This window comes from Cobetia sp. SIMBA_158 (assembly GCF_046566945.1).
GTDB lineage: Bacteria > Pseudomonadota > Gammaproteobacteria > Pseudomonadales > Halomonadaceae > Cobetia > Cobetia amphilecti.
The window spans coordinates 54,757-78,776 of the sequence record NZ_JAWJYL010000010.1 but is presented as its reverse complement, the minus strand read 5'-3'; the positions used below and the strand labels follow the sequence as shown (position 1 = coordinate 78,776).

Here is a 24,020-nt window from a genome sequence, read left to right as displayed (position 1 = left end):
TGCAGGCGGGGCCTCGTGGTTTGAGGGCTCGTGCATCGATCAGCGGTGCACGCGCAGAGGGGAGTCGCTGTCATGCAAGCGTCACTGGTGGATATCGCGTTCGAGGAGCCGCCGTTCAGTCTGTTGGATGAGCGTCTTCGGCAACGGCTGGCCGAAGGGGTGGACCTTCACTATTTCGAGGCGCTGGCGCAGCCGCTGGTGCCGGGGGCCGTCGGTGAGGCGGTCTACATCATTCACAAGGGCGAGGTGGCGGAACTGGCCGCCGACTCGGCATTGCCGGACGCTGCCACGCTCGACAAGGCGCAGCGCGAGGGGCTGGATGCCTGGGTCAGTCTGCGCATCGGTCATTACACCGCGGGGGACCTGTTCGGGGCGCTGACGCTGCTCAATGGCCATTGCCGCACCCGCTTCGTCTGCGAGCAGGAGACGCTGTGCTATCAGCTGCCCGCAGAGCTGTTCTTCTCGCTGTGCGATGAGTGTCCTGCCTTCGGTGAGTACTTCCAGCACAGCCTGAGTGACAAGGCGCGGCTGCTGGCGGCACAGCGTGACACCCGTCAGGGCGCGAGTCGCGACCAGGCGGGCTTCATGCTGGCGCGGGTGATGGACTGCATGCGTCCGCCGCTCAAGCTGGCGGCCAGCGCCAGCATCGAGCAGGGCGTCAAGGCCATGCAGACGGCGGGGGCGGACAGCCTGATCATCTCTGTCGAGGGCCGTCAGGGCGTGGTGACACGCACGGACCTGCTCAATGCGCTGGTGATCCAGGGCTTGGCTGCCAATCATCCGCTCGCCTCGCTGGGCAGCTTTGCGCTGGTGGCGGTCACGGCGGAGGAATATCTGTTCCAGGCGCTGGTGCAGATGACCCGCCACCGGGTCGCGCGGGTCGTGGTCAAGGAGCGCCTGACGCCTGACGCGGCGGTCGTCGGGGTCATCGAGCTGACCGACGTGCTGGGGTTCTTCTCCAATCGCAGTCAGCTGGTGAGTCTCGAGATCGAACGCGCCTCTGACATGGCGGCGCTTGAGCAGGCCAGTGCGCGTCTGCCGGAAATGGTCAGGGCGCTGGCGATGCAGGGGGTACACATGCGCCATGCCATGGCGCTGTTGAGTGCGCTCAACGGGCGCCTGATCGAGCGCACCTTCGCCATGCTGGTGGCGGAGGAGCACCGAGCCTCGAGTTGCCTGATGCTGATGGGCAGCGAAGGGCGTGGCGAACAGATCCTCAAGACCGATCAGGACAATGGGCTGATCATCGCCGATGGCCACCAGTGGCCCGAAAACGAGGACACCCTGCAGCGCTTCAGTGACGCCCTGGCGGGTCTCGGCTATCCACCATGCCCGGGCAATATCATGGTCTCCAATCCGGAGTGGGTCGCCACCGAGTCGCGCTGGCGCGGCAAGATCGCACGCTGGTGCGCCGGGCGCGATGGCGAGGCGCTGATGAATCTGGCCATCGTCTTCGATGCGCGCGCCAGCGGCGGCAATGAAGCGCTGGTCGACAGCTTGCGCGGCCACCTGGTGCGTCACGCCACACGCGATGAACTGCTGCTGTCGCACTTCGCGCGCCCGGCGCTGCATTTCTCGACTCCGCTGACGCTGTTCGGCTCCTTGCGTTCGCCGCGTCACGGCATCGATATCAAGAAGGGCGGCATCTTCCCCATCGTGCATGGCGTTCGCACCATGGCGCTGGAACGCGGAGTGATGGCCACCGGCACCTTCGCGCGGCTTGAGGCGCTGGTCAGTGATGGGCGTATCGAGGCCAGCGACAGCGCTGACCTTGCCGAGGCGTTGTCCCTGTTTGCCGAGTTGCGTCTGCGCCAGCAGCTGCGCCATCTGGAAGAGGATGAACACGGCGCGGGGGCTGGCGGGGCTAGCGACTCGCGAAGGGATGGCCAGGACAAGACCACGGCGGCGCGGGAGGCGGGGAGTCGCAACCTGATCATCACCCAGTCGTTGTCCTCGTTGGAGCGTGATCTTTTGCGCGATGCCCTGAGTCGGGTCAAGGACTTCAAGCAGCGCCTGTCACATCGTTATCACCTGGAATACTGAACCGGCCTCAGGGCCGAGGGGAGGTGGCATGTTCGAACAACTGAGACGCGCCAGTGATCGTCGTCGTCATGCGCAGGGGGAGTTCGCCGAGCTCTTTCGTCCCTGGCATGCCGCCGAGCGGGGCGGGGAGCGTGTGGCGCTGGATTGCGAGACCACCAGTCTCGATGTCGGCCACGCCGAGCTGGTCTCGCTGGCGGCGGTGCGTTTCGATGCGCGCCATATCCATACCTCCAGCGCGCTGTCGCTCTATCTGCAATGCCCGCAAGGGCTGCAGGGCGACTCGATCCGCATCCATCGTCTGCGCGGTATCGATCTGCATGGCGGAGAAGCGCTGGGCGATGCGCTGCGACAGCTGCTGGAGTTCATCGGCAATCGTCCGCTGGTGGGCTGGTGCATCGACTTCGATGTCGCGGTGATCAACCGTCACCTGCGGCCACGCTTCGGCTTTGATCTGCCCAACCAGCGTCATGATCTGGCGCGCGATTACGTCCGGCGCTGCAAGCATGAGCAGCCGGACGCCGCCCCGGACCTGCGCTTCGAGGCGATGGCAGATGCCCTGGGCGTGCCGGTGATCGGTCGCCACACTGCGCTGGGGGACGCCGTGACCAGTGCGCTGATGGCGCAGCGCCTGATGCAGGCACCGCTGTCGCCCTCGCTGGCCAGCCAGGCCTGAGCGGGGCTTATGTCAGGAGCTTATGGCAGGGGCTGGGCAGGCGTTGGATGCGTGCCAGGCCCGGTATCAGACGTCTCATCAGCCGACATCATCCTCAAGGCTATTATTCCAAGGTCTGTTGCCGGAATGTCCAATGGCCCAGCTCACTGCCTTTGTCCACACTGGCAGCCATACGACACGCCCACTGCGGCGAGAGGTCGACTCTGATTACACGCCAGTGCACTATCGGCCAGCAGGACGGCCAAGCCATGCAGGATGCAAGACCGAGCAGCTTTGATAACCATAATGAAGCGGCGACAGCGAGCAAAGGCCATGCGTGACAAGGACCTGCTGTCAGCCAGCCTCTGTCAGGCCTGAGGACGGCATCTTTCTCTTCAGGATCGTCATCACTGCGCCAGGTGATGACTGTCGGGCTCCGGGCATCTGCTCGGGGCCCGGCTTCAGATAAGGCATCCGCCCGAGATTGCCTTCCTTATGACTCAGGGGTACTTGCCCACGAGGTGCGACATGCTGATCGCGACCAATACGCTGTTGATTCTTGGCCTGGCCATCGTGCTGTTTGCCTACGGCCTCTATATTCGCCGGACACAGGACATGCGCGGTGTGCTGATGTTCTGGTCACGCAAGCTTGCGCTCACTGCGCTTGAATTCAGACTGCAACGCTTCGGTATCCTCGTGATGCTGGGCGGGGTGGTGATCCGCTATCTGGAAGTGCTGCGCCTGTTCTAGCCTGCGCCTTTTCTAGCTTGCACGGACGTCCTGCAAGCGCCGCTGTTGCCCACGGCGCATACCAAATGCCAACGCCCGCTGACTGCGGGCGTTGGCGTATCTTGCGTCGGCGTCACGCCACCTGGCCCGACAGGGGCAGGCACCCCCGCCTGAAGCACGCTGCCTCTGTGACCGTCTACTGGCCAATGCTAGACTGTGCGCCCTTCCAAACTGCCAGCCTGATGCCCCATGTTCACACCCGATAGCGAGCTTTCGTCCAGCCCCACTGATGCGGCCACTGCCAAGCGCGAACTGAACAAGTTGCAGAAGCGCCTGCGGCGCAATGTCGGTACCGCCATCACCGATTACGGCATGATCCGTGATGGTGACAAGGTGATGGTGTGCCTGTCCGGGGGCAAGGATTCCTACACCATGCTGGATATCCTGATGAACCTGCAGCGCAATGCGCCGGTGCAGTTCACGCTGGTGGCAGTGAATCTCGACCAGAAGCAGCCCGGCTTCCCGGAACATGTGCTGCCGGCATGGCTCGAGTCGGTGGGCGTCGAGTACCACATCCTCGAGCGCGATACCTATTCCATCGTCAAGGAGAAGGTGCCGGAGGGCAAGACGACCTGCGGGCTGTGCTCGCGCCTGCGTCGCGGCTCGCTGTATGGCTTCGCCGCCGAGATCGGCGCGACCAAGATCGCCCTCGGCCACCACCGCGACGACATCCTCGAGACGCTGTTCCTGAACATGTTCTTCGGTGGCAAGCTCAAGACGATGCCGCCCAAGCTGCTCTCCGATGACCAGCGCCATATCGTGATTCGCCCGCTGGCCTATTGCCGTGAGTCCGATATCGAGGCCTATTCCAACGCCCGCGAGTTTCCGATCATCCCCTGCAACCTTTGCGGCTCGCAGGAGAATCTGCAGCGTCAGGTGGTCAAGGAGATGCTGCAGGACTGGGAGAAGAAGCATCCGGGGCGGCTGGAAACCATGTTCCATGCCGTCACCTCGGTGGCGCCGTCACATCTGGCAGACCGTGACCTGTTCGATTTCGCCGGCCTGGATGAGCAGCGTGACCGCTTCCAGGCCTCGCGCATCGATGCGCTGGACATGAGTTCCGAGCAGGCCGGCATGGCCGATGACCTGTTCGAGGCCGAGCGCCGCGTCAAGCCGCTGGCCGACTCGGCGGCCTCGCTGGGGCATGAGCTGTAAGCCACGCGCCCCTGGCCATCGTCAGACATCATGAACGCCACCTCGCTTGCGGGGTGGCGTTCTGCGTTTCAGGCGGTCCGCTGCCATCCCGGCCTTGGTGGATGGCGCACCTAGCGTGAGCCAGGGTTGAAGGCCCGCGACCATTGTCGTCTCGCTTGCTGGCGCGACAGTCCGCATGCTTTGGTCATGTCAGGTGACTGAAGGGCAGGGAGGCGGCGATGGGCAATGATGTGGACAGTGACGAGCGCGGCAATGGCCAGCAGGGCCAGCGGCTGGCGGCGACCGTGTTGCATGGCTTCGATGAATATCGATCACGCTTCAAGCAGATCTCCAGTGATGCGCGGCGGCGCTTCATCGAGGCCGACTGGCGTGAGGCCCAGCAGGCCTCCGCCGCACGTATCAACCTCTACGACGAGAAGGTCGCCGCCACCATGGAGCGGCTGGAGCGCGCCTTCGAGCCCGACCGCCTGTGCGAGTGCACCCTGTGGGGCGAGGCCAAGCGGCAGTACATGGCGCTGATCGATCAACGCCTTGACTACAAGCTGGCCGAGACCTTCTACAACTCCATCTTCTGCAGCGTGTTTTCCCATCGTCACATCCGCGACGACTGGATGTTCGTCTCGCCATCCCGCCAGAGGCCGGCACGCCATTCCGGCTTGAGCATCAGTCATCGGGTTCCGGTCGAGGGTGACTGGGCCGGGGCACTCGAATCCGTGCTCAACGAGGCGCCGCTGGGGATCGCCTTCGAGCATCAGGGGCGCGATGTGACGCTGGGCGCCGAGATGTTGCTCGCGACGCTGCCTGAGGCGGTGCGCGATGCGCCGGACGCCGCCTTCGAGATGCTGCGCAGCGTCTTCTATCGCAACAAGGGAGCCTATCTGGTCGGGCGCATCGAGGGTGGCGGCCAGACCCTGCCGCTGGTGTTGCCGGTGCTGCATACCGAGCGCGATGGCGTCTATCTGGATACCGTGATCATCGAGCCGGAAGAGGTCTCGATCATCTTCTCCTTCACACGGGCCTATTTTCAGGTCGAGATCGAAGTGCCCAGCGAGGTGGTCGGGTTCCTGCAGACCCTGATGCCCGAGAAGCCCATCGGCGAGCTGTACGCCGCCATCGGCTTCTACAAGCATGGCAAGACCGAGCTGTTCCGCGGCCTCAACCAGCATGTGGCGAGTCGCTCCGATCAGTTCATCATCGCGCCGGGCGTGCGCGGCATGGTGATGGCGGTCTTCGTGCTGCCCAGCTACCGGCTGGTGTTCAAGCTGATCAAGGACCGCTTCGCCCCCGGCAAGGACATGAGTCGTGATCAGGTGCGCGAGAAGTACCGTCTGGTCAAACGCCATGACCGGGTCGGGCGACTGGCCGATACGCAGGAATTCTCGAACTTCACCGTCGGCAAGGACCACTTCGACCCGGCCTGCCTCGAAGAGTTGCTGGAGGTGTGCAGCTCCTCGATCAGCCTGCGCGGCAACAAGGTGCTGATCCGTCACTGCTATACCGAGCGCATGATGACGCCGCTCAACCTGTATCTCGACGAGTGTGACGGCGAGGAAACCCGCGCGGTGCTCAATGATTATGGCAATGCGATCAAGCAGTTGGCTGCCGCTGACATCTTCCCCGGCGACATGTTGCTCAAGAACTTCGGCGTCACGCGCCACGGGCGGGTGGTCTTCTATGACTACGACGAGATCAGCTACCTGACCGAGTGCAACTTCCGTGAGATTCCCGAGGCACGTTACCCTGAGCAGGAACTGGCCAGCGAGCCCTGGTATTCGGTGGGGCCCAACGACATCTTCCCCGAGGAGTTCGGCCCCTTCCTGTTTGCCGATATTCAGCTGCGCAAGCTGTTCTATGAGCTGCATCCCGAGATCTTCCAGGCCAGCTGGTGGCGTGGCCTGCAGGACGCCATCGCGCAAGGGCGCGTGATCGATGTCTATCCCTATCGCAACAAGCGGCGCTTCGGTGTCGATCGCAGTCAGGACTTCATCGATGACTGAGTGTGTTCGCCATGCCCGCAGTTCGATCCTGTCCAACGCCAGAGAGAGTGCTAGATGAGTGAAGGCTTCAAGGACCCCGGTGCACGTCACGGACGCCATCTGGTCGTGTTGAGTGGCGCCGGCATCAGTGCCGAGAGCGGCCTGCGCACCTTCCGCGCCGAGGATGGCCTGTGGGAAGAACATCGTCTGGAAGACATCGCGACGCCGCAGGCCTTCCGACGTGACCCCCAGCAGGTGCTGCGCTTCTACGATGACCGCCGTACCCAGGTACGCCGCGCCAGGCCCAACGCGGCCCACAAGGCGTTGGCTGAGCTGGAGCAGCACGGCTTTCGCGTCTCGGTCATCACTCAGAACATCGACGACCTCCACGAGCGAGCGGGCTCGCGCGAGGTCGTGCATCTGCACGGCGAGATTCTCAAGGCGCGCTCCAGCGTCGACCACGGCCTGCGCTATCCCTTGCCGCGTGGCGGCATTCGCCTCGGAGACCTGTGTGACAAGGGCAGTCAGCTGCGCCCGGACGTGGTGTGGTTCGGTGAGGCGGTGCCGCTCTATGCGGTCGCCGAGGAGATCGCCGCCGAGGCGGACCTGCTGTTGATCGTCGGCACCTCGCTCAAGGTCATGCCGGCGTCCAACCTCTATGCAGCAGCGCCGCTGGATGCCCCCATCGTGCTGGTCGACCCGAATGCCGATGAACTGGCCGAGCCCGGCGTGCTGCCGCTGGCCGAAAGTGCCGGTCAGGCGGTACCGCGCCTTGTGCGCCATTGGTTGTATCAGGGCCACCTGGGGCTGCCTGATACGTTATGATGCGCGCCTTCAGGCCTGCCATGGGAGGCGGGCCAGCAATTTCCGGGAAATCGATGCCCCGGGCGACCGAAAAGTGAAAAGCATGTTCGAGACGCTGAATCGTTTCTTCCCCTTGTGGGCGCTGGTCTTTGCCGGCATCGCCGTGGTGGCTCCGACGCCGTTCGTGGCGCTCAAGGACACCATTCAGCCTCTGCTGGCGCTGATCATGTTCGCCATGGGCCTGACCCTGTCGCGTGACGACTTCATACGCGTGGCACGTCGCCCTGGCCCCATCGCGCTTGGGTTGCTGCTGCAATATAGCGTGATGCCGCTGGCCGCCTTCCTGATCGCACGTCTGCTGGGGCTGGACCCGGCGCTGACGGTGGGCATGGTGCTGGTCGGCGCCACGGCAGGGGGAACCTCCTCCAACGTGATGACCTGGCTTGCCGGCGGACATGTGGCGCTATCGGTCTCGATGACCATGGCCTCGACGCTGCTCTCCATCGTGATGACGCCGCTGCTGACCTGGTGGCTGCTGGGCACCGATATCAACGTGCCGGTCAGCGGCATGCTGCTGAGCATCGCCAAGCTGGTGGTCGCCCCCATCGTGCTCGGCGTGGTCGTGCACCACTTCGCGCGTGATCTGATCCGCGAGTGGGAGTCGGCATTGGCGAGTCTGGCCATGCTGGCCATCGTGCTGATCATCGCCATCGTGGTCTCGCTCAACGTCGGGCGCCTCGCCACGCTGGGCCCGCTGGTCGCGCTGGCGGTCGTGGCACACAATGCCATCGGCCTGAGCGCCGGCTATGGCCTGTCGCGTCTGTTCGGGCTGGATGAGCGCACTTCGCGCACCATCGCCATCGAGGTCGGCATGCAGAATTCCGGCCTGGCGGCGTCACTGGCCAGTCAGTTCTTCTCCGCCACGGCGGCGCTGCCGGGGGCGATCTTTTCCATCTGGCACAACGTCTCGGGGTCGCTGCTGGCAGGCTACTGGAAGCGTCGTCCGCCCAAGTTCGTGACCGGCAGCAAGCACCGCTACGAGGTCTGATCCCGCGAGTTGGCCGCCTGAGCTGTGATAGAGGAATATGAGAAAGGGACGCGCATGCTAGAATGCGCGTCCCTTTTTCCTTGGTTCTGACTGCTCATCATGTGTGATTCCCGCCCCCCGCCGGCTGATGGCGACGATATCGCCGCCTGTGCGCCTCAATCTGCTTCCGCTGTCGCCTCCAGCGTCGATGGCGATGCTGTGGCAATCGATACCGGCGCGCCAGGCGAAGGCAGTGGCATCACCACGCTGCCCAGTGGCGAGCCGGAGGCATGGCACGGACGGCATCCGCGCCGCGAGTTCAAGGCGCGCGGCAGTCAGGTGATTCGCTGTGAGGCGTGCCGCCTGCCCAGGCTCAATTGCCTGTGTCCCTATCAGGTCACTGCCGAGTCGCGGATCAAGTTCTGGCTGATCACCCATCCGCTGGAGCATTACAAGCCGACCAATACCGGGCGCCTGATCTCGGATGTGCTGGCGGGCACCGAGGTCTTCAGCTGGTATCGCGTCGAGCCGGACCCGCGCCTGCTGGCGCTGCTGGAAGATGAGCGTTATCAGCCCTTCATCATCTTCCCGGATGACCAGCCCGACTACGCCGACCGCGTGGTCGATGTGAATGCCATCGCCGGCGTCGGCGCCGATGTGGCGACGCATACCCCCAGTGGCGAGGCGCGCATTCCGGTGTTCATCCTGCTCGATGGCACCTGGCGTCAGGCACGGCGCATCTTCCGCAAGAGCCCCTATCTGGACGGCCTGCCGGTATTGCCGCTGCACACTCAACGTCTGACCCGCTATCACCTGCGCAAGCCTGCCTCCGAGGCGCACCTGTGCACGGCGGAAGTGGCGGCGGAGCTGCTGCGTCAGGCGGGAGAGGAGAACGCGGCCAGCGTGCTGGATGACTACTTCGATGCCTTCAACGACTGCTATCGTGCCAGCCGCATCCACTATGTGCTGGAGCCGACCGAGCCGATGCGCCGCCTGCTGGCGCGCCGTGACGACACTACTGGCGAGTCATAGTCGAAGCGCCACAATGAAAACGCCCCCGTCGGAGTCCTCCGGCGGGGGCGTTTGCGTTCAAGGTGATGCTCTCGGCACGCTGGCGGCTATCAGCGCCTCCAGAAGGCCGGCGTGAACAGCACCAGGATGGTGAAGATCTCCAGACGCCCCAGCAGCATGGCGAGGATCAGGATGCCCTTGGCGGCCCCCGGGATATCGCCGTAGTGGGTCGCGACCTCACCCAGCCCCGGCCCCAGATTGTTGAGCGCCGAGCCGACCGCTGACCACGCCGTCACCTGATCAAGCCCGGTGGCCAGCATGCCCAGCATCATCAGCACGAACAGCATCAGGTAGACGGAGAAGAACCCCCACACCGCCTCAGCCACGCCCTCCGAGATGCGCATCTTGCCGACCTTGACCGACAGGATGGCATTGGGGTGGATAAGACGATGGATCTCGCGCACGCCCTGCTTGAGGATCAGCAGGATGCGGATGACCTTCATGCCGCCACCGGCGGACCCGGAGCAGGCACCGATGAAGGCGGCGATGAACAGCATCATCGGCAAGACACCCGGCCAGCCGGTGAAATCGGCGACGCCGAAGCCGGTGGTGGTGGCCACCGAGACGGCTTCGAACAGGCCGTGGCGCAGCGCCTTGCTGTCATCGTAGCTGCCGGTGAGCAGCAGGCCGGCGATGGTGACGCAGGTCAGGATCAGCAGCAGGATCAGGAAGAAGCGTGTCTCCGGGTCGCGCAGATAATGGCTGATGCGGCCCTCGCGCCAGGCGGCGAAGTGCAGGCCGAAGCTGATCGAGGACACCACCATGAAGAACACGCAGATCATCTCGATGCTGGCGGAGTCGAAGTAGCCGATGCTGGCGTCGTGGGTCGAGAACCCACCGACCGCGACGGTCGAGAAGCTGTGGCCCAGGGCATCGAACCAGCTCATGCCGGCCGCCCAGTAACTGGCGAAGCACACCAGCGTCAGCGCGGCGTAGATGTACCACAGCGCCTTGGCCGTCTCGGTGATGCGCGGCGTCAGCTTGGAATCCTTCAGCGGGCCGGGAATCTCGGTGCGATAGAGCTGCATGCCGCCGATGCCGAGTGTCGGCAGGATCGCCACCGCCAGCACCACGATCCCCATGCCGCCCAGCCATTGCAGCTGCTGGCGGTAGTAGAGGATGGAGTGGGGCAGCAGATCGAGCCCCGTCATCACCGTGGCGCCGGTGGTGGTGAGGCCCGAGAACGACTCGAACATGGCATCGATGATGGTCAGGTTCGGGTCTTCGGCGAGCAGGAAGGGCAGCGAGCCGAAGGCCCCCAGCACGGTCCAGAATAGCACCGTGATCAGGAAGCCATCGCGGTTGCGCAGCTCCTTGCGGGCGTGCCGATTGGGGTAGAAGAGTGCGAAACCGGTCAGCAGGGTGATGCCCATCGCCACGGCGAAGGCGCTCAGAGTGTCGTCCTCGAAGACCCTCGAGATCAGCATCGGCGGCACCAGCGTCAGGCTGAACAGCATCAGCAGGATACCGAGGATGCGAGAGATCACGCGTAGGCTCATGCGGCGCCTCCCTGGGAGAGGCGCTGCGTGGCGAGGCCGCCGAGTGACGTTCGGGGCGGGCGCGAGCGGGGGGCGGAAGTCATGGAGGCCGGCATCAGAAGAAGGTCAACCCGACCTGGAACAGACGCTCCACCTCGCGGATGCGACGCTTGTCGACCACGAACAGGATGACGTGGTCGTTGGATTCCACCACCAGGTCATGATGCGCCACCAGCACTTCCTTGCCGCGTACCACGGCACCGATGGTGGTGCCCTCCGGCAGGTTGATATCCTCGATGCGTCGGCCCACCACCTTGGAGGAGCGCTCATCGCCGTGGGCGATGGCCTCGATGGCCTCCGCCGCACCACGGCGTAGTGAGTGGACATTGACGATGTCACCCTTGCGCACGTGGGTCAGCAGGCCGCCGATGGTCGCTTGCTGCGGCGAGATGGCGATGTCGATCTCGCCGCCCTGCACCAGGTCCACATAGGCCGCGTTGTTGATCAGCGTCAGCACCTTCTTGGCACCGAGTCGCTTGGCCAGCATCGACGACATGATGTTGACCTCGTCGTCGTTGGTCAGCGCGCAGAAGATGTCGCAATCCTCGATGTTCTCCTCCAGCAGCAGACGCTTGGAGGTGGCGCTGCCGTGCAGGACCACGGTGCGATCGAGGCGCTCGGAAAGGTCGGTGCAACGCGCCAGCGAGTGCTCGATGATCTTGACCTGATGACTGTGCTCCAGCGTCTCGGCCAGACGCTCACCGATATGGCCGCCACCGGCGATCACCACCCGGCGGAAGTTGCGATCGACGCGTCGCAGCTCGCCCATCACGGTGCGGATGTCCTTGCGTGCCGCGATGAAGAACACCTCATCATCGGCCTCGATCACGGTGTCACCGCGCGGGATGATCGGACGGTTGCGACGATAGATGGCGGCGACGCGAGTATCCACGTTGGGCATGTGGCGACGCAGGAAACCGAGCTCCTGACCGACCAGCGGCCCGCCGTAATAGGCCTTGACCGCGACCAGCTGGGCGACGCCATTGGCGAAGTCGAGCACCTGCAAGGCGCCGGGGTATTCGATCAGGCGGCGGATGTGGTCCGTCACCACCTGCTCGGGGCTGATCAGCACATCGACCGGAATGGCGTCATGCGAGAACAGGCCCTTGCGGGTCAGATAGGCGGTCGAGCGCACACGTGCGATCTTGGTCGGCGTGTGGAACAGGCTATGGGCGATCTGACAGGCGATCATGTTGACCTCGTCAGAGTTGGTCACCGCGATCAGCATGTCGGCATCCTCGCCACCCGCCTGCCGCAGGATCTGCGGATAGCTCGCCGGCCCCGTGACCGTGCGGATGTCGAGTCGGTTGTGCAGCTCGCGCAGCCGTTCGCTGTCGGTATCCACCACCGTGATGTCATTTTCTTCATGGGCCAGGTGTTCGGCGAGCGTTCCGCCGACCTGACCTGCGCCCAGAATGATGATTTTCATGTCCGGCTCGTCCGCTGTTGCTCAGTCGGCACAGGATAAACCAGTGCCAGGACGGAAGACAGCCGCGCCCCGAGAGTCGGGGCGCGGCTGTCCGGGAATGTCAGGCGTGGCGTCTCATGTCATCACGGACGTCGCGCCGACACGGCTCACCTGGCTGTGATCAGGCGCAGGCCTTGGTGATGTGGGCCAGGTAGAAGCCGTCGTGACCATTGACCTGCGGCAGCATCTGGCGGCCAGCACCGGAGACACGGCCCCAGTCGGCCTTGATGGTCTCGGCCTTGGCGTCCGGCGTCGCGGCCAGGAAGCGGTCCATCACGCGGGCGTTTTCCTGGGTGATGATGGAGCAGGTGCCGTAGACCAGGGTGCCGCCGGGCTTGAGCATGCCCCACAGATTGGCAAGCAGCTTGCCCTGCAGGCGTGCCAGATCGCCGATGTCGTTCGGGCGACGCAGCAGCTTGATGTCCGGGTGACGACGGATGACGCCACTGCCGGAGCAGGGCGCGTCGAGCAGGATGACGTCGAAGGCTTCGCCGTCCCACCAGTCGCGTTCGCTGGCATCGGCACACACGACGCCGGCACCCAGTTCTAGACGCTCCAGCGTCTCTTCCACGCGCTCGAGGCGCTCGCCGTCGATGTCGATGGCGGTGGCATCCAGGCCCGGGAAGCGCTCCAGCATGTCCGCCAGCTTGCCGCCCGGCGCGGTGCAGGCATCCAGCAGGCGCACGCCTTCACCCTCGGCGTTGATGGCCGTCACGGCCGGTGCCAGCAGCTGACCGGCCAGCTGTGCCGCTTCATCCTGCACACTGACCAGGCCTTCCTCGAAGCCCGGCAGGGCGCTGACGTCGCAGGCGCTGGTCAGGGTGATGCCGTGCTCGGCGAACGGGCAGGCCACGCCTTCGATCTCGGCTTCCGCCAGCTGGGCGAGGTAGTCGTCGCGGCTGATGGCGGCGACATTGACGCGCAGCGTCATCGGCGCCTGGGCGTTGTTGGCCTCGGCGATGGCCTGCCAGTCGTCCGGCCAGTTGCGCTGGAAGGTATCCAGCAACCACTGGGGGTGGGACAGGGCGACGGCGGGGTCCTTGTCGACCTCGGCTTCCAGCGCTTCCTGCTCACGCTGGAAACGACGCAGACAGGCGTTGAGCACACCGGTGGCCCAGCCCTTGCCCAGGCCACGGGCGGCGCCAGCGGTCTCACCGACGGCGGCGTGCGGGGCGATGCGCATGTACAGCAGCTGATAGAGGCCGAGCAGCAGCAGGGCGTGGATGTCCTGATCCTGCGACTTGAAGGACGACTTCAGCAGCTTGCCCGCCAAGGCATCCAGACGCGGCAGCTGACGGCAGACGCCGAAGCACAGTGCCTTGTAGAGGCCCTGGTCACGCCCGGCGACGCCGGACGGCAGGCTGTCCAGGTTCAGCGAGGTGCGCGCGGCCAGCACCGGGGCCAGCGTCCGCGCGGCCGCGACACGCACCGCAGCACCCGGCGAGGCCGGTGCATTGTCAGGCTTGCGACGGGCGCCGCCATGCTTGTGAGCGCCGCCCTTGCTGCGGGCCGGCGGCAGGGAGTTGCGCTTCTTGCCGTTGCCCTTGGAGGACGGGTTGTCTGACTGGCTCATGCGGAAGTCTCGGTCTGGGAATCGGTATCAGGGGCGTGATCTGCGCCGAGGACGAGGCCTTCGGGGAAGCGCGCAGCACGGGAATTGAGCAGGTCCTTGACGGACAGCGGCTTGGCGCCGGGCAGCTGGGCGCGAGTGATCTCGAGCACCTCATGGCCATCGCCGCAGGCGATGCGCAGGCAATCCTTGCCGGGCGCCAGCAGGGTGCCGGGCGTCACGCTGTCGGTGAGGCGTCGCTCGCCGGTGCGGGACATCCACAGGCGCAGCGGCTCGCCTTCAAGGCGTGTCCAGGCCACCGGCCACGGATTGAAGGCGCGGATGCGCGCGTCCAGCTCGGCGGCAGGGCGGGTGAAGTCGAGTTCGGCCTCGGCCTTGGAGAGCTTGGCGGCGTAGGTCACGCCCTCATCCGGTTGGCGGGTCGCGGGCAGGTCGCCGGCGGCGATGGTGTCGAGAGCCGTGACGATGGCCTCGCCACCCTGGGCCGCCAGCGCATCGTGCAGCTCGCCACCGGTGGTGCTGGCGGTGATCGGGGTGCGGCGGATCAGCAGCATGTCACCGGTATCCAGGCCGGCATCCATCTGCATGATGGTGACGCCGGATTCGCTGTCACCGGCTTCGATGGCACGCTGGATCGGCGCGGCACCGCGCCAGCGCGGCAGCAGAGAGGCGTGGATGTTCAGGCAGCCCAGACGCGGAATATCGAGCACCGCCTGCGGCAGGATCAGCCCGTAGGCCACCACCACCATGATGTCGGCGTCGAGGTCGAGCAGAATCTGACGATCGGCCTCGTCCTTGAAGTTGAGCGGCTGATGGACGGGGATATCGTGCTGGAGTGCCAGCTGCTTGACGGGGCCCGGGGTCAGCTTGCGACCACGCCCGGAGGGGCGATCAGGCTGGGTGTGGACACTGATGATCTCGTGGCGACTGCCCAGCAGGGCGGACAGACACTCGGCGGCGAAATCGGGGGTGCCGGCAAAGGCGATGCGCAGGGCTTTCGACATGTGCTATGACTCATGTAGGAGCACGGAGGCGGCCGTGCTCAAGGTGCTGACAGTTGCGGCAGGACGGCCAGCGCGATAGACGCGGCTGATGGACCAGTAACCGCACGAAGGCCGAGGGGTTGCCCTCGGCCTTCGTGCGGTGCCGCCATGCGCTCAATATCGGCCGTGTGGCCGAGCGTGAGGGATCAGGCTTCTTGCAGCTTGTGACGCTTCTGCATCTTCTTCATCACCCGATCACGCTTGAGCGGGGAGAGGTAGTCGACGAACAGCTTGCCTTGCAGGTGGTCGTGCTCGTGCTGGATGCAATGTGCCAGCAGGCCATCGGCTTCCAGTTCGTAGGCATCGCCGTTGCGGTCCTGAGCCTTGAGTCGTACCTTCAGATAGCGCGGGACTTCGGCATAATATTCAGGAATCGACAGGCAGCCTTCCTGCATCGGTTGCTGTTCGTCACCGATCGGCGTGTATTCCGGGTTGATCAGCACCAGCGGCTGGGACTGATCTTCGCTGACGTCGATGACGATGAGACGGCGATGCTCGTCGACCTGTGACGCGGCGAGGCCGATGCCGCGGGCGTCATACATGGTCTCGATCATGTCGTCGATCAGGGTCTGCAGCTCGGCGTCGATCGTGTCGATCGGGGCGGCAACGTTGCGCAGACGCTCATCAGGGAATTCAAGGATTTCGCGTTTGGCCATGGCTGGTGTAATTACCGTTGTGCTGTCAGAAAGGGTTTGCCTGATATTGTAGTGTGCGCAAGCGAGGAACGGAACCGAATGCCGTCAATGCTGCTACTATCGCGGCAATAGTCAGGATTGATCTGACATGGCGATGGACAGGGGGCAGCAGCCACCAGGCGCGGGGCAGAGCGGGTCTGCGCGGTGCGGAGTTCAGAACAAGACCATCACCACCGAGCGATGGGTGGCAATAACGCAAGGGACGCAGGAATGGGCATGAAACGACTGGTCGGCAATGCCGTCTTTACGGCACTCCTCGGCATGGCGACGCTGGGGGCAAGCGCAGGGATGTCGCTGGCACAGGCAGCAACCGTGCGTGATGACGTACCTTCCACCTACGTGGTGGTGCGTGGCGATACGCTCTGGGACATCTCCGGGCGCTTTCTGCGTGAACCCTGGCTGTGGCCGGAAGTCTGGCGCGCCAATCTGCAGATCAAGAATCCGCACCTGATCTATCCGGGCGATCGCATCTCGCTCTACTACGAGAATGGCGAGCCACGTCTGCGCCTGGAGCGCGGCCAGGGCGGGGTCGTGAAGCTGTCTCCCCAGATCCGCAAGATTCCCAAGCGCGAGGCGGTGCCGCCGATTCCGCTGGAGAAGATCTCGGCCTTCTTGAAAGAGCATCGCGTGATTGACCCGGCGCTGCTCACCGATGCGCCCTATATCGTGGCCGGGGATGACACCCGCCTGATCAGCGGTGCCGGCGATACCATCTACGCCCGTGGCAACTGGTCCGCCAATGACACCTACAGCGTCTACCGCAAGGGCCAGCGCTATCTGGATCCGGACACCCAGGAGTTTCTGGGGCTGGAGATGATCAGCATCGGCGACATCAAGCTTGAGCGCCGCGAAGGCGATATCGGCGTGCTGCGCGTGCTGTCGGCCAATCGCGAGATTCTCAATGGCGATCTGCTGCTGCCGGCGGATGGTGGTGCGATCACCACCAGCTTCCAGCCGCAGCCGCCCGAAGAAGATGTGGGCGGCGTCATTCTCGCGGCCCCCGATGGACTGCGCAATATCGGTCGCAATGACATCGTGGCGCTCAATCGTGGCAGCCGTGAAGGCATCCAGCCGGGGTATGTCTTCGGTATCGAGCGCCGCGGCGAGACGATCACCGACCCCGTCACCGGCGAGCCGATCACCCTGCCCGGTGAGGAAGGTGGCCTGGTGATGGTATTTCGTATCTACGACAAGGTCAGCTACGCGCTGGTGATGCAGGCCGGCCGCCCATTGAGCGTCGGTGACAAGCTGCTGGAGCCCCACGGCTGATCGAAAGCCCCTGTCATCCGCAAGCATCGGCGTGGTGAAACGACTCGTCGTGCTGAAGTGAACAACCAGGGTGAGTCAATAATCCGCTCGGGAGGTGTGGCGTGTCGATCGATGTCGAACAACGCGGCCCCTCGCGGGCGGATTTCGTCTTTCTGGCGCGCCTGCCGGGCTTTGGCACGCATACCGCGGCCAAGCTGCGTGAGCGGGCCGACTGGCCGCAGGGCTGGCTGGCGGTATTGCCGCCACGCCTCGCGGCACCGCTGCGCCTGTGGTGCGAGCGCCCCGAATCCTCGCCGCTCCATGAGCAGGTGATGGCAGACCTTGCCTGGCATGCGCCGGCACAGGGCTATCATCTGCTCACCCCCGCGGACCCCGAGTGGCCAGCCATGCTCGACACCCTGCCGGACCCGCCGTTGGCGCTCTGGGCGTTGGGGCGGCAGTCGCTGCTTGAGTTGCCCATGCTGGCCATCGTCGGCGCACGCAAGGCCAGCCAGGCAGGCCTGCGGCATGCGCATGACTTCGCGGCTGAGCTGGTCTCACGTGGCTGGAGTGTCGCCAGTGGGCTGGCGCTGGGGGTCGATGCCGCGGCGCATCAGGGAGCCCTGGCGGCGTCAGCGCGTCTCGGCGCGCACGACTATGCGGCCAACCCCTCGACGCTGGCGGTGCTCGGCTGTGGGGTCGATGTGGTCTATCCCGCCCAGCATCATCATCTTCGCCAGCGGCTGCTGGAGGGCGGCGGTCTGCTGCTCTCGGAGCATCCGCCTGGCACCGGCGCGCATGCGCGCCACTTTCCCCGCCGCAATCGGCTGATCACCGGCCTGTCACTTGGCGTGCTGGTGGTCGAAGCCACGCTGCGCAGTGGCTCGCTGGTCAGTGCTCGGTTGGCGATGGAGCAGAATCGCGAGGTGTTCGCGCTGCCGGGACGCATCGATGACATCACCGCCAGCGGTTGTCTGGAGTTGATCCGTCAGGGGGCGACGCTGGTACGCGACGTCGATGACATGCTGGCGGAGCTCGAGCACCTGCTGCCGGCTCACTCGACCGAGCAGCCGTCAACGCAGCCCCGGGTGGCGTCATCCAGGCAGTCCGCTGCCGTCTCTGCGGCCTCTCGCTCCGCCACTTCGGCTCGGCAAGCGACAGCCTCCGCCACCTTCGCGACACCCACGACATCACTGCCCTTGCCGTCCCTGGCGCCGCCAGCGTCACGCGCTGCCACGCCGCCTGTCAGTCAGGAGGCGGCGCCATTGTGCTTTCTGGGGGCCGTGCCACTGGCGCTGGACAAGCTGGTCGAGCTGAGTGGCACCTCGGTCAGCGAGCTGAGCATGCAGTTGCTGGAACTGGAGCTCGAGGGGCGAGTCATGCAGGCTCCCGGTGGCTGGAAACGGCTCTGACGTTCTGAGCAAAAGTCGCCGGCCTGGCAGTGATGATCTGAGGCTGCCGACCTGGCAGTGATGATCCGAGAGGCCGGCAACCTGAACTCATTTGCCCAGGCTGACCTTGCCGCTCTCGGACTGCCAGGCATTGAGCGCCGCATCACGCATGGCGCGCTTCTCGCGCTCACTGGCACTCCAGTTGCCATCGTAGAGCACGCCTTCCCACTCGCCGTAGGTCGGATTGGGCAACAGCACGAAGCGACGGCCGAACTGACCTGCCTGGCGGGCGACCTCGGCATTGCGTGCGCGGGTGGTGGACTGCTGGAAGGCCTGATCGAAATCACCGAGGTTATCGCCCATCAGCAGCGCGATGTCATGCTCCTGCGTGACCCGTGCGCGGCGCGCGGTCTTGTCGGAGCTGTCGGTGCGCGGCATCACGTGCTCGGCATTGGCCTGCGGGAAGCCCAGCGCGGCAAGATTGGCGATGGTGGCCTGCTTGCCGGCTGCCTTGCGGTTGGTGATGTAGTAGACATTGACGCCGCTGGCGTGTGCGTAGTTGAGGAACTCCACGGCGCCCGGTGAAGCCGTGGAGACGGCGTCATCCACCCAGTCAGCCCAGCTCTGGCTGTCGTAGGTACGACCTTCACGCAGTGCCCAGCCGCCGTAGCTGGTGGTGTCGAGCACGGTGTCATCGACATCGACGACCACCGCCAGCGGCTTGTTCTGCGCGTGGCGACGCGCCAGCGCCAGATTCAGGCGGTCGTGGGCCACGTTGAAGGCTTGCAGTGACAGGGCATGAAACTCCGCGCTGCGCTGTATCCACAGGGTCGCCAGCATCGCCTGGTCGCTCAAGGGCGCCTGCGCCGCGGCATCCTGCTGCGGGGCAGGGCGTGGCGCCGGCGCGGTCGGCGTCTGGGTGCCAGAGCTGGCACAGCCTGCCAATGCCAGCAGTAGAGCGGCTGAGGTGGTCAGTGAGAAAGCGCGGCGCATGGATCACATCCTTGTCTGAAGAAAAGGGGGAGGAAAAGTGGGGGTGAAACGCCATCAGGCCCGGCGCTGGAGACTGTCCAGCAAAGCGTTCAAATGACCTCGATAGTCTTTTGAAACAAGCCTTTGCGTCAGTTTCGCAATACCCTGAGGGCGATGGACCCGTTCATCATGCCGTGAACCGGGCGGTGCGCCTATGCCCCCCCGACGCGACGCCGTGTTGCGTCGATGTGCAGCGTCGGTCTCGCGCCGGTGAGCATGCTAGAATCGCCGCCATCGTGTTGCCGCAGCTAGGAGTTCGAGCAGATCATGAATGTCAGTGATGTTTCGCTGGATCAGCGTGCCCTCGACGGTGCCGCTGCCTGTCTTCGCAATGGGGGCATCGTTGCCTATCCCACCGAGGCCGTCTGGGGGCTGGGGTGTGATCCCGACGATGGTGAGGCCCTGGCTCGGCTGATCAAGCTCAAGTCCCGCGACGCCGCCAAGGGCCTGATCCTGATCGCCGGTGATATCGCCCAGCTGGAACCCTGGTTGGCGGGAGTCACCGTCGAGCAGCGTGAGCAGCTGCTGGCCAGCTGGCCGGGACCCTATACCTGGCTGGTGCCTGACAATGGCCGTGCGCACCCCTTGCTGCGCGGTGAACACGTCAGCCTGGCCGTGCGCGTGACCGACCATCCGCTGGTCCAGGCATTGTGCGCCGCCTTCGGCGGCCCGCTGGTGTCGACCTCGGCCAACCGTGCAGGCGAATCGCCTGCCATAACCGCAGACGAGGTGCGTGACGCCTTCGGCGACGCGCTGGTCAATGACGTGATCCTCGAAGGGCCGCTCGGCGGCAATCCGCGTCCCAGCACCATTCGTGATCTCGCGACCGGCAAGGTGCTGCGCGCCTGAGCAGCAGGATCGCCCCTCGGGTTGATCCAGATCAGTGCCGCGTCATCCAGGCGCCCAAGAGGGGCATTTTCCGACCTGCCGAGCGCAGCGTGTCGCGGTAAGCTGGCAGTTCACCGCCAGCAGCGGCCAACGACGGGTGTCGCCCCGTCATCATTCATTCCCGTTCTACCGGAGGCATCGTGGCCCACGCCAATCTCGAAGACGTCAAGGTCTACCTGCTCGATCTGCAAGACCGCCTGTGCGAGGCGCTGCAAGCCTGCGATGGCCAGGCAAGTTTCCGTGAAGACAGCTGGGAGCGTGCCGAGGGTGGCGGTGGTCGCTCACGGGTCATCGAGAACGGCGGCGTGTTCGAGAAGGGTGGCGTCAACTTCTCGCATGTCTTCGGGCATGAATTGCCGGCTTCCGCGACGGCGGTACGTCCGGAGCTGGCCGGCCGCAGCTTCCACGCCGTCGGGGTCAGCTGGGTGCTGCATCCGCACAACCCGCACGTGCCGACCAGCCATGGCAATGTGCGCTTCTTCATCGCCGAGAAGGAGGGCGAAGCGCCGGTATGGTGGTTCGGGGGCGGCTACGATCTGACGCCGTTCTACCCGCATGAAGAAGATGCGCGTCACTGGCACCAGACGGCCTACGATGCCTGCATCGCCTTCGGCAGTGATGTCTATCCGCGTTACAAGGCCTGGTGTGACGAGTACTTCTACCTCAAGCACCGCGACGAGACGCGGGGCGTGGGTGGCCTGTTCTTCGATGATCTCAACGAGTGGGGCTTCGAACGCTGCTTCGCCTTCCAGCAATCCGTCGGCGACAGCTTCCTCGAGGCCTATCTGCCCATCGTCGAGCGCCGCCGCGACACGGCCTATGGCGAGCGTGAACGCAACTTCCAGCTCTATCGTCGCGGGCGCTACGTGGAGTTCAATCTGGTCTGGGACCGCGGCACGCTGTTTGGCCTGCAGAGCGGCGGACGTACCGAGTCGATTCTGATGTCGATGCCGCCGGTGGTGCACTGGGAGTATGGCTACGAGCCCGAGGAAGGCAGTGCCGAAGCGGTGCTGTATCGTGACTTCCTGCATGCCCGCGACTGGCTGGGCGAAGAGGCCTGATCGCCGCATTGACCTGACGCTTTTCTGTGATTGTCCCGGAGTCCTGATGTCCCGTTACGCTGTATTCGGCAACCCGATTGCCCACTCGAAATCCCCGTTGATTCATCGCTCCTTCGCTGAGCAGCTCAAGGACTCGCTGAGCTACGAGGCGCGACTGGCGCCGGCCGATGACTTCGCGGCCGGTTGGGCCGAGTTCGTCGCCGAAGGCGGCCAGGGGGCGAATGTCACCATGCCCTTCAAGGAGCAGGCCTTCCGGCTGGTCGATGTGCTGAGCCCGCGTGCCCGTCGCGCCGGCGCCGTCAATACGCTGATGCTCGGCAAGACTGGTCAGCTGTATGGCGATACCACCGATGGTGTCGGCCTGACCCGTGATCTCGAGCGTCTCGAGGCGCCGCTCAAGGGCGCGCGCATCCTGATTCTCGGCGCGGGTGGCGCCGTGCGTGGTGTGCTGGAGCCTCTGCTGGCCAAGCAGCCGGCGGCATTGGTGATCGCCAATCGCACCGCCGCCAAGGCCAGTGCGCTGGCCGAGGACTTCGCCGACCTGGCGGGGGAAGGTTGCCTGCTGTCCGGTGGCAGCTATGCGGCCATCGAGGGTGAGTTCGATCTGGTCATCAATGGCACCAGCGCATCGCTGGGCGGCGAGCTGCCGCCGTTGCCGGATTCGCTGTTCTCTCCGCAGGCGCTCGCCTACGACATGATGTATGCCGCCGAGCCGACCGTCTTCATGCGCTGGGCCAGCGAGCGCGGCGCGCGGGTCGAGGATGGTCTCGGCATGCTGGTGGAGCAGGCGGCCGAGTCCTACTTCCTGTGGCGTCACAAGCGCCCGGAGACAGGGCCCGTGGCGGATATGTTGCGCAGGATGCTGGCGGAGGGGTGATTCGTGTGCGCTTGCCGGGCATGCACGTCGATTCAGATGGCCGCCAGACGGCCAGCCAGATGACCAGCTAGCCGACCAGTCAGACGATAGACGATGAAAAGGAGCGGGGGACTCGACAGAGTCCCCCGCTCCTTTTTGGTTGGCCATGATTCAGCGTGCTCACGCCCTCGCTGTTGGCGCTCAGCTGCTCTTGACGGGGGCCGTGGCACAGGATTCGAGCCGATATCCGTACTGATAGACGCTTTTCAGTCTGAGCCCACGGCTGCCGTTCAGTCCCAGCTTGCGCCGCAGGCGGCTGACGTGGGTGTCGACCGTCCGGGTCGAGATGTCCCCGTTGACCCCCCAGATCATCTCCAGCAGGTAGGCGCGTGAGTAAAGCTCTCCGACGTGGCGCAGAAGCAGGGAGGCCAGCTGATATTCGCGCTGGGTCAGGGTGACCGGCTCCTCGCCGCACCAGATGGTGTGTTCATCCGGCTCGATCCGATATTGATCGCTGATGGCCACCTTGGGCTGCAGGTAATTGGTATTGGAGGTGACGAAACGCCTGCCCAGCGCTTCCACACGCGCCGTGAGCTCGGCAGGGCGGATAGGCTTGGCCAGAAAGTCATCGGCGCCGTGCTGAAGCGCATGCACGACATCCTCCTCTCCCTGGCTTGCGGTGATGAACAGGATCAGCCCTCGCCAGCCGTGCTCGCTGCGCAGTGTGCGCGTCAGCTCCATGCCGCAGGCATCCGGCAGTTGCCAGTCGATGATCAGCAGGTCGAAGCTGCGCTCGCGCAGTGCGCGCAACAACTGGCTGGCGCGTTCGAAGCCTGCCAGCTCATGTCCCTGGGCCTCTAGACACAGGGTCAGGTAATCACGTTGATCATGATCATCTTCCAGAATGCCGATTTGCATGTCGCTGCCTCCCCGCGTGGGTATCGCAAGCAGTCTACGCGCCTCTTGCGTGAGACCGCGTCACAATGGTTCACGTTTGGCAGGACGATGGCGACATATACTCGTGTTCATTCCCTCTCGCTGCTTCATGGCGCGGTGCCGCTGCTGGCCCGTGAATGGCGAGGATGAAACGAGACGGTGAATCTCCGGCCGTCATCCATGGTTGTCCATGACCCCTGGAGTCTTCCCATGCCGCTTCTCATTCTCCTGCGATGTCTCACCACGGCGTTACCCCGCATGCGCCACTGGCTTCTGTTGCTGACGCTGTCGTTTTGCCCCTTCGCCATGGCCCTGGAGGCACCGCAGGGGCCGGTGGTGCTGCGCGTCACCGGGGATGTCACCCATGCCAACGCCGGAGGCGAGGCGCATTTCGATCGCGCCATGCTCATGGCGCTGACGCAACGGGAAACCGTGACCACCACCCCCTGGCATGACGGCGAAGTGAGCTTCAGCGGTCCGCTCGGTTCGGCGCTGATGGAGGCGGTGGGCGTCGAGGATGGCACCATGCGTATCGTGGCGCTCAACGACTACGCCGCCACCGCGCCGGTGCAGGACTATTTCGATCATCCGGTGATACTGGCCATGGAAGTCGATGGCAAGCGACTGCGTGTGCGCGACAATGGCCCTATCTTCATCATCTACCCCTTCAGTGAGCAGCCGGATCTCCTCAACGAGGAAATCATGACCCGCTCTGTCTGGCAGGTGAAGCGAATCGATATCGAGCGCTGAACCCGCCTCTTCTGCTCCGTTTCATGA

The 24,020-nt window shown here is 64.7% G+C and carries 21 protein-coding genes; 14 read left to right on the top strand and 7 right to left on the bottom strand.

From position 1 onward, the window contains the following. The first annotated feature begins 72 nt into the window (after window positions 1-72). The 8 genes from R2R70_RS14600 (at window position 73) to R2R70_RS14565 (ending at window position 9,478) form a co-directional block, all read left to right on the top strand. On the top strand, window positions 73-2,043 hold the full coding sequence (locus tag R2R70_RS14600) for a DUF294 nucleotidyltransferase-like domain-containing protein (protein WP_410978372.1): 1,971 nt from the start codon (window positions 73-75) through the stop codon (window positions 2,041-2,043). A gap of 28 nt (window positions 2,044-2,071) precedes the next feature. Next, on the top strand, window positions 2,072-2,716 hold the full coding sequence (locus R2R70_RS14595) for a 3'-5' exonuclease (RefSeq protein WP_054556854.1): 645 nt from the start codon (window positions 2,072-2,074) through the stop codon (window positions 2,714-2,716). A 507-nt stretch (window positions 2,717-3,223) separates the two neighbouring features. Then, window positions 3,224-3,445, top strand: a complete 222-nt coding sequence (locus R2R70_RS14590; RefSeq protein ID WP_043333792.1) for a hypothetical protein — start codon at window positions 3,224-3,226, stop codon at window positions 3,443-3,445. A 228-nt stretch (window positions 3,446-3,673) separates the two neighbouring features. Beyond that, window positions 3,674-4,639, top strand: a complete 966-nt coding sequence (gene ttcA, locus R2R70_RS14585) for a tRNA 2-thiocytidine(32) synthetase TtcA (protein ID WP_082388814.1) — start codon at window positions 3,674-3,676, stop codon at window positions 4,637-4,639. Between the two features lie 218 nt (window positions 4,640-4,857). Further along, on the top strand, window positions 4,858-6,636 hold the full coding sequence (aceK, locus tag R2R70_RS14580) for a bifunctional isocitrate dehydrogenase kinase/phosphatase (RefSeq protein WP_410978371.1): 1,779 nt from the start codon (window positions 4,858-4,860) through the stop codon (window positions 6,634-6,636). Window positions 6,637-6,690: 54 nt separating this feature from the next. Next, window positions 6,691-7,440 (top strand): SIR2 family NAD-dependent protein deacylase, encoded by a 750-nt coding sequence (locus R2R70_RS14575; RefSeq protein WP_052384572.1) that lies wholly within the window; start codon window positions 6,691-6,693, stop codon window positions 7,438-7,440. 82 nt (window positions 7,441-7,522) lie between these two features. After that, window positions 7,523-8,467: a bile acid:sodium symporter family protein gene (locus tag R2R70_RS14570; protein WP_043333793.1), complete on the top strand. Its 945-nt coding sequence runs from the start codon at window positions 7,523-7,525 to the stop codon at window positions 8,465-8,467. A gap of 99 nt (window positions 8,468-8,566) precedes the next feature. Continuing rightward, window positions 8,567-9,478: a tRNA-uridine aminocarboxypropyltransferase gene (locus R2R70_RS14565; RefSeq protein WP_410978370.1), complete on the top strand. Its 912-nt coding sequence runs from the start codon at window positions 8,567-8,569 to the stop codon at window positions 9,476-9,478. Window positions 9,479-9,567: 89 nt separating this feature from the next. Here the strand turns inward: R2R70_RS14565 and R2R70_RS14560 are convergent, their stop codons facing one another. The 5 genes from R2R70_RS14560 to def form a co-directional block, all read right to left on the bottom strand. Next, complete coding sequence (locus tag R2R70_RS14560; protein WP_043333794.1) at window positions 9,568-11,016, bottom strand: TrkH family potassium uptake protein; 1,449 nt, start codon at window positions 11,014-11,016, stop codon at window positions 9,568-9,570. 94 nt (window positions 11,017-11,110) lie between these two features. Beyond that, a complete protein-coding gene (gene trkA, locus R2R70_RS14555; protein WP_043333795.1) occupies window positions 11,111-12,484 on the bottom strand; it encodes a Trk system potassium transporter TrkA in 1,374 nt (457 codons plus the stop codon). Window positions 12,485-12,644: 160 nt separating this feature from the next. Next, window positions 12,645-14,096, bottom strand: a complete 1,452-nt coding sequence (gene rsmB / locus R2R70_RS14550; RefSeq protein ID WP_410978369.1) for a 16S rRNA (cytosine(967)-C(5))-methyltransferase RsmB — start codon at window positions 14,094-14,096, stop codon at window positions 12,645-12,647. After that, entirely contained in the window at window positions 14,093-15,097 is a 1,005-nt protein-coding gene (fmt, locus tag R2R70_RS14545) for a methionyl-tRNA formyltransferase (RefSeq protein ID WP_410978368.1), read from the bottom strand. The genes rsmB and fmt overlap by 4 nt, the downstream gene beginning before the upstream one ends. 185 nt (window positions 15,098-15,282) lie before the next feature. Continuing rightward, complete coding sequence (gene def, locus R2R70_RS14540; RefSeq protein ID WP_043333797.1) at window positions 15,283-15,792, bottom strand: peptide deformylase; 510 nt, start codon at window positions 15,790-15,792, stop codon at window positions 15,283-15,285. A gap of 255 nt (window positions 15,793-16,047) precedes the next feature. Here def and R2R70_RS14535 point away from each other — a divergent pair, with 255 nt between their 5' ends. Together R2R70_RS14535 and dprA are read left to right on the top strand one after the other, a co-directional pair. Continuing rightward, on the top strand, window positions 16,048-17,100 hold the full coding sequence (locus R2R70_RS14535) for a LysM peptidoglycan-binding domain-containing protein (protein ID WP_410978367.1): 1,053 nt from the start codon (window positions 16,048-16,050) through the stop codon (window positions 17,098-17,100). Between the two features lie 101 nt (window positions 17,101-17,201). Further along, window positions 17,202-18,491: a DNA-processing protein DprA gene (gene dprA / locus R2R70_RS14530; protein ID WP_410978366.1), complete on the top strand. Its 1,290-nt coding sequence runs from the start codon at window positions 17,202-17,204 to the stop codon at window positions 18,489-18,491. A gap of 87 nt (window positions 18,492-18,578) precedes the next feature. Here dprA and R2R70_RS14525 read toward each other — a convergent pair whose 3' ends face one another. Continuing rightward, window positions 18,579-19,463 carry a 5'-nucleotidase, lipoprotein e(P4) family gene (locus R2R70_RS14525; RefSeq protein WP_410978365.1) on the bottom strand — a complete coding sequence of 295 codons (885 nt, stop codon included), beginning with the start codon at window positions 19,461-19,463 and terminating at the stop codon, window positions 18,579-18,581. A gap of 306 nt (window positions 19,464-19,769) precedes the next feature. Here R2R70_RS14525 and R2R70_RS14520 point away from each other — a divergent pair, with 306 nt between their 5' ends. The 3 genes from R2R70_RS14520 to aroE all read left to right on the top strand — a co-directional run bounded on the left by R2R70_RS14520 (window position 19,770) and on the right by aroE (window position 22,328). Then, window positions 19,770-20,351 (top strand): L-threonylcarbamoyladenylate synthase, encoded by a 582-nt coding sequence (locus R2R70_RS14520; protein ID WP_410978364.1) that lies wholly within the window; start codon window positions 19,770-19,772, stop codon window positions 20,349-20,351. 179 nt (window positions 20,352-20,530) lie between these two features. After that, window positions 20,531-21,451 carry an oxygen-dependent coproporphyrinogen oxidase gene (hemF, locus tag R2R70_RS14515; protein ID WP_107336010.1) on the top strand — a complete coding sequence of 307 codons (921 nt, stop codon included), beginning with the start codon at window positions 20,531-20,533 and terminating at the stop codon, window positions 21,449-21,451. 43 nt (window positions 21,452-21,494) lie between these two features. Next, the gene (gene aroE / locus R2R70_RS14510) at window positions 21,495-22,328 is read left to right on the top strand and encodes a shikimate dehydrogenase (protein ID WP_410978392.1); all 834 of its coding nucleotides are present in this window, start codon (window positions 21,495-21,497) and stop codon (window positions 22,326-22,328) included. A 180-nt stretch (window positions 22,329-22,508) separates the two neighbouring features. Here aroE and R2R70_RS14505 read toward each other — a convergent pair whose 3' ends face one another. Further along, window positions 22,509-23,225: a response regulator transcription factor gene (locus tag R2R70_RS14505; RefSeq protein WP_410978363.1), complete on the bottom strand. Its 717-nt coding sequence runs from the start codon at window positions 23,223-23,225 to the stop codon at window positions 22,509-22,511. A 276-nt stretch (window positions 23,226-23,501) separates the two neighbouring features. Between R2R70_RS14505 and R2R70_RS14500 the strand changes: the two genes are divergently transcribed. After that, the gene (locus R2R70_RS14500; RefSeq protein ID WP_043333803.1) at window positions 23,502-23,993 is read left to right on the top strand and encodes a hypothetical protein; all 492 of its coding nucleotides are present in this window, start codon (window positions 23,502-23,504) and stop codon (window positions 23,991-23,993) included. Window positions 23,994-24,020 lie beyond the last annotated feature (27 nt).

Coding starts and splice junctions, on each gene's coding strand:
- R2R70_RS14600 (WP_410978372.1), top strand. CDS start 73: ATGCAAGCGTCACTGGTGGATATCGCGTTCGAGGAGCCGCCGTTCAGT.
- R2R70_RS14575 (WP_052384572.1), top strand. CDS start 6,691: ATGAGTGAAGGCTTCAAGGACCCCGGTGCACGTCACGGACGCCATCTG.
- R2R70_RS14565 (WP_410978370.1), top strand. CDS start 8,567: ATGTGTGATTCCCGCCCCCCGCCGGCTGATGGCGACGATATCGCCGCC.
- R2R70_RS14535 (WP_410978367.1), top strand. CDS start 16,048: ATGAAACGACTGGTCGGCAATGCCGTCTTTACGGCACTCCTCGGCATG.
- rsmB (WP_410978369.1), bottom strand. CDS start 14,096: ATGAGCCAGTCAGACAACCCGTCCTCCAAGGGCAACGGCAAGAAGCGC.
- fmt (WP_410978368.1), bottom strand. CDS start 15,097: ATGTCGAAAGCCCTGCGCATCGCCTTTGCCGGCACCCCCGATTTCGCC.
- R2R70_RS14570 (WP_043333793.1), top strand. CDS start 7,523: ATGTTCGAGACGCTGAATCGTTTCTTCCCCTTGTGGGCGCTGGTCTTT.
- R2R70_RS14560 (WP_043333794.1), bottom strand. CDS start 11,016: ATGAGCCTACGCGTGATCTCTCGCATCCTCGGTATCCTGCTGATGCTG.
- trkA (WP_043333795.1), bottom strand. CDS start 12,484: ATGAAAATCATCATTCTGGGCGCAGGTCAGGTCGGCGGAACGCTCGCC.
- ttcA (WP_082388814.1), top strand. CDS start 3,674: ATGTTCACACCCGATAGCGAGCTTTCGTCCAGCCCCACTGATGCGGCC.
- R2R70_RS14500 (WP_043333803.1), top strand. CDS start 23,502: ATGCGCCACTGGCTTCTGTTGCTGACGCTGTCGTTTTGCCCCTTCGCC.
- R2R70_RS14520 (WP_410978364.1), top strand. CDS start 19,770: ATGAATGTCAGTGATGTTTCGCTGGATCAGCGTGCCCTCGACGGTGCC.
- aceK (WP_410978371.1), top strand. CDS start 4,858: ATGGGCAATGATGTGGACAGTGACGAGCGCGGCAATGGCCAGCAGGGC.
- R2R70_RS14595 (WP_054556854.1), top strand. CDS start 2,072: ATGTTCGAACAACTGAGACGCGCCAGTGATCGTCGTCGTCATGCGCAG.
- R2R70_RS14525 (WP_410978365.1), bottom strand. CDS start 19,463: ATGCGCCGCGCTTTCTCACTGACCACCTCAGCCGCTCTACTGCTGGCA.
- R2R70_RS14505 (WP_410978363.1), bottom strand. CDS start 23,225: ATGCAAATCGGCATTCTGGAAGATGATCATGATCAACGTGATTACCTG.
- def (WP_043333797.1), bottom strand. CDS start 15,792: ATGGCCAAACGCGAAATCCTTGAATTCCCTGATGAGCGTCTGCGCAAC.
- R2R70_RS14590 (WP_043333792.1), top strand. CDS start 3,224: ATGCTGATCGCGACCAATACGCTGTTGATTCTTGGCCTGGCCATCGTG.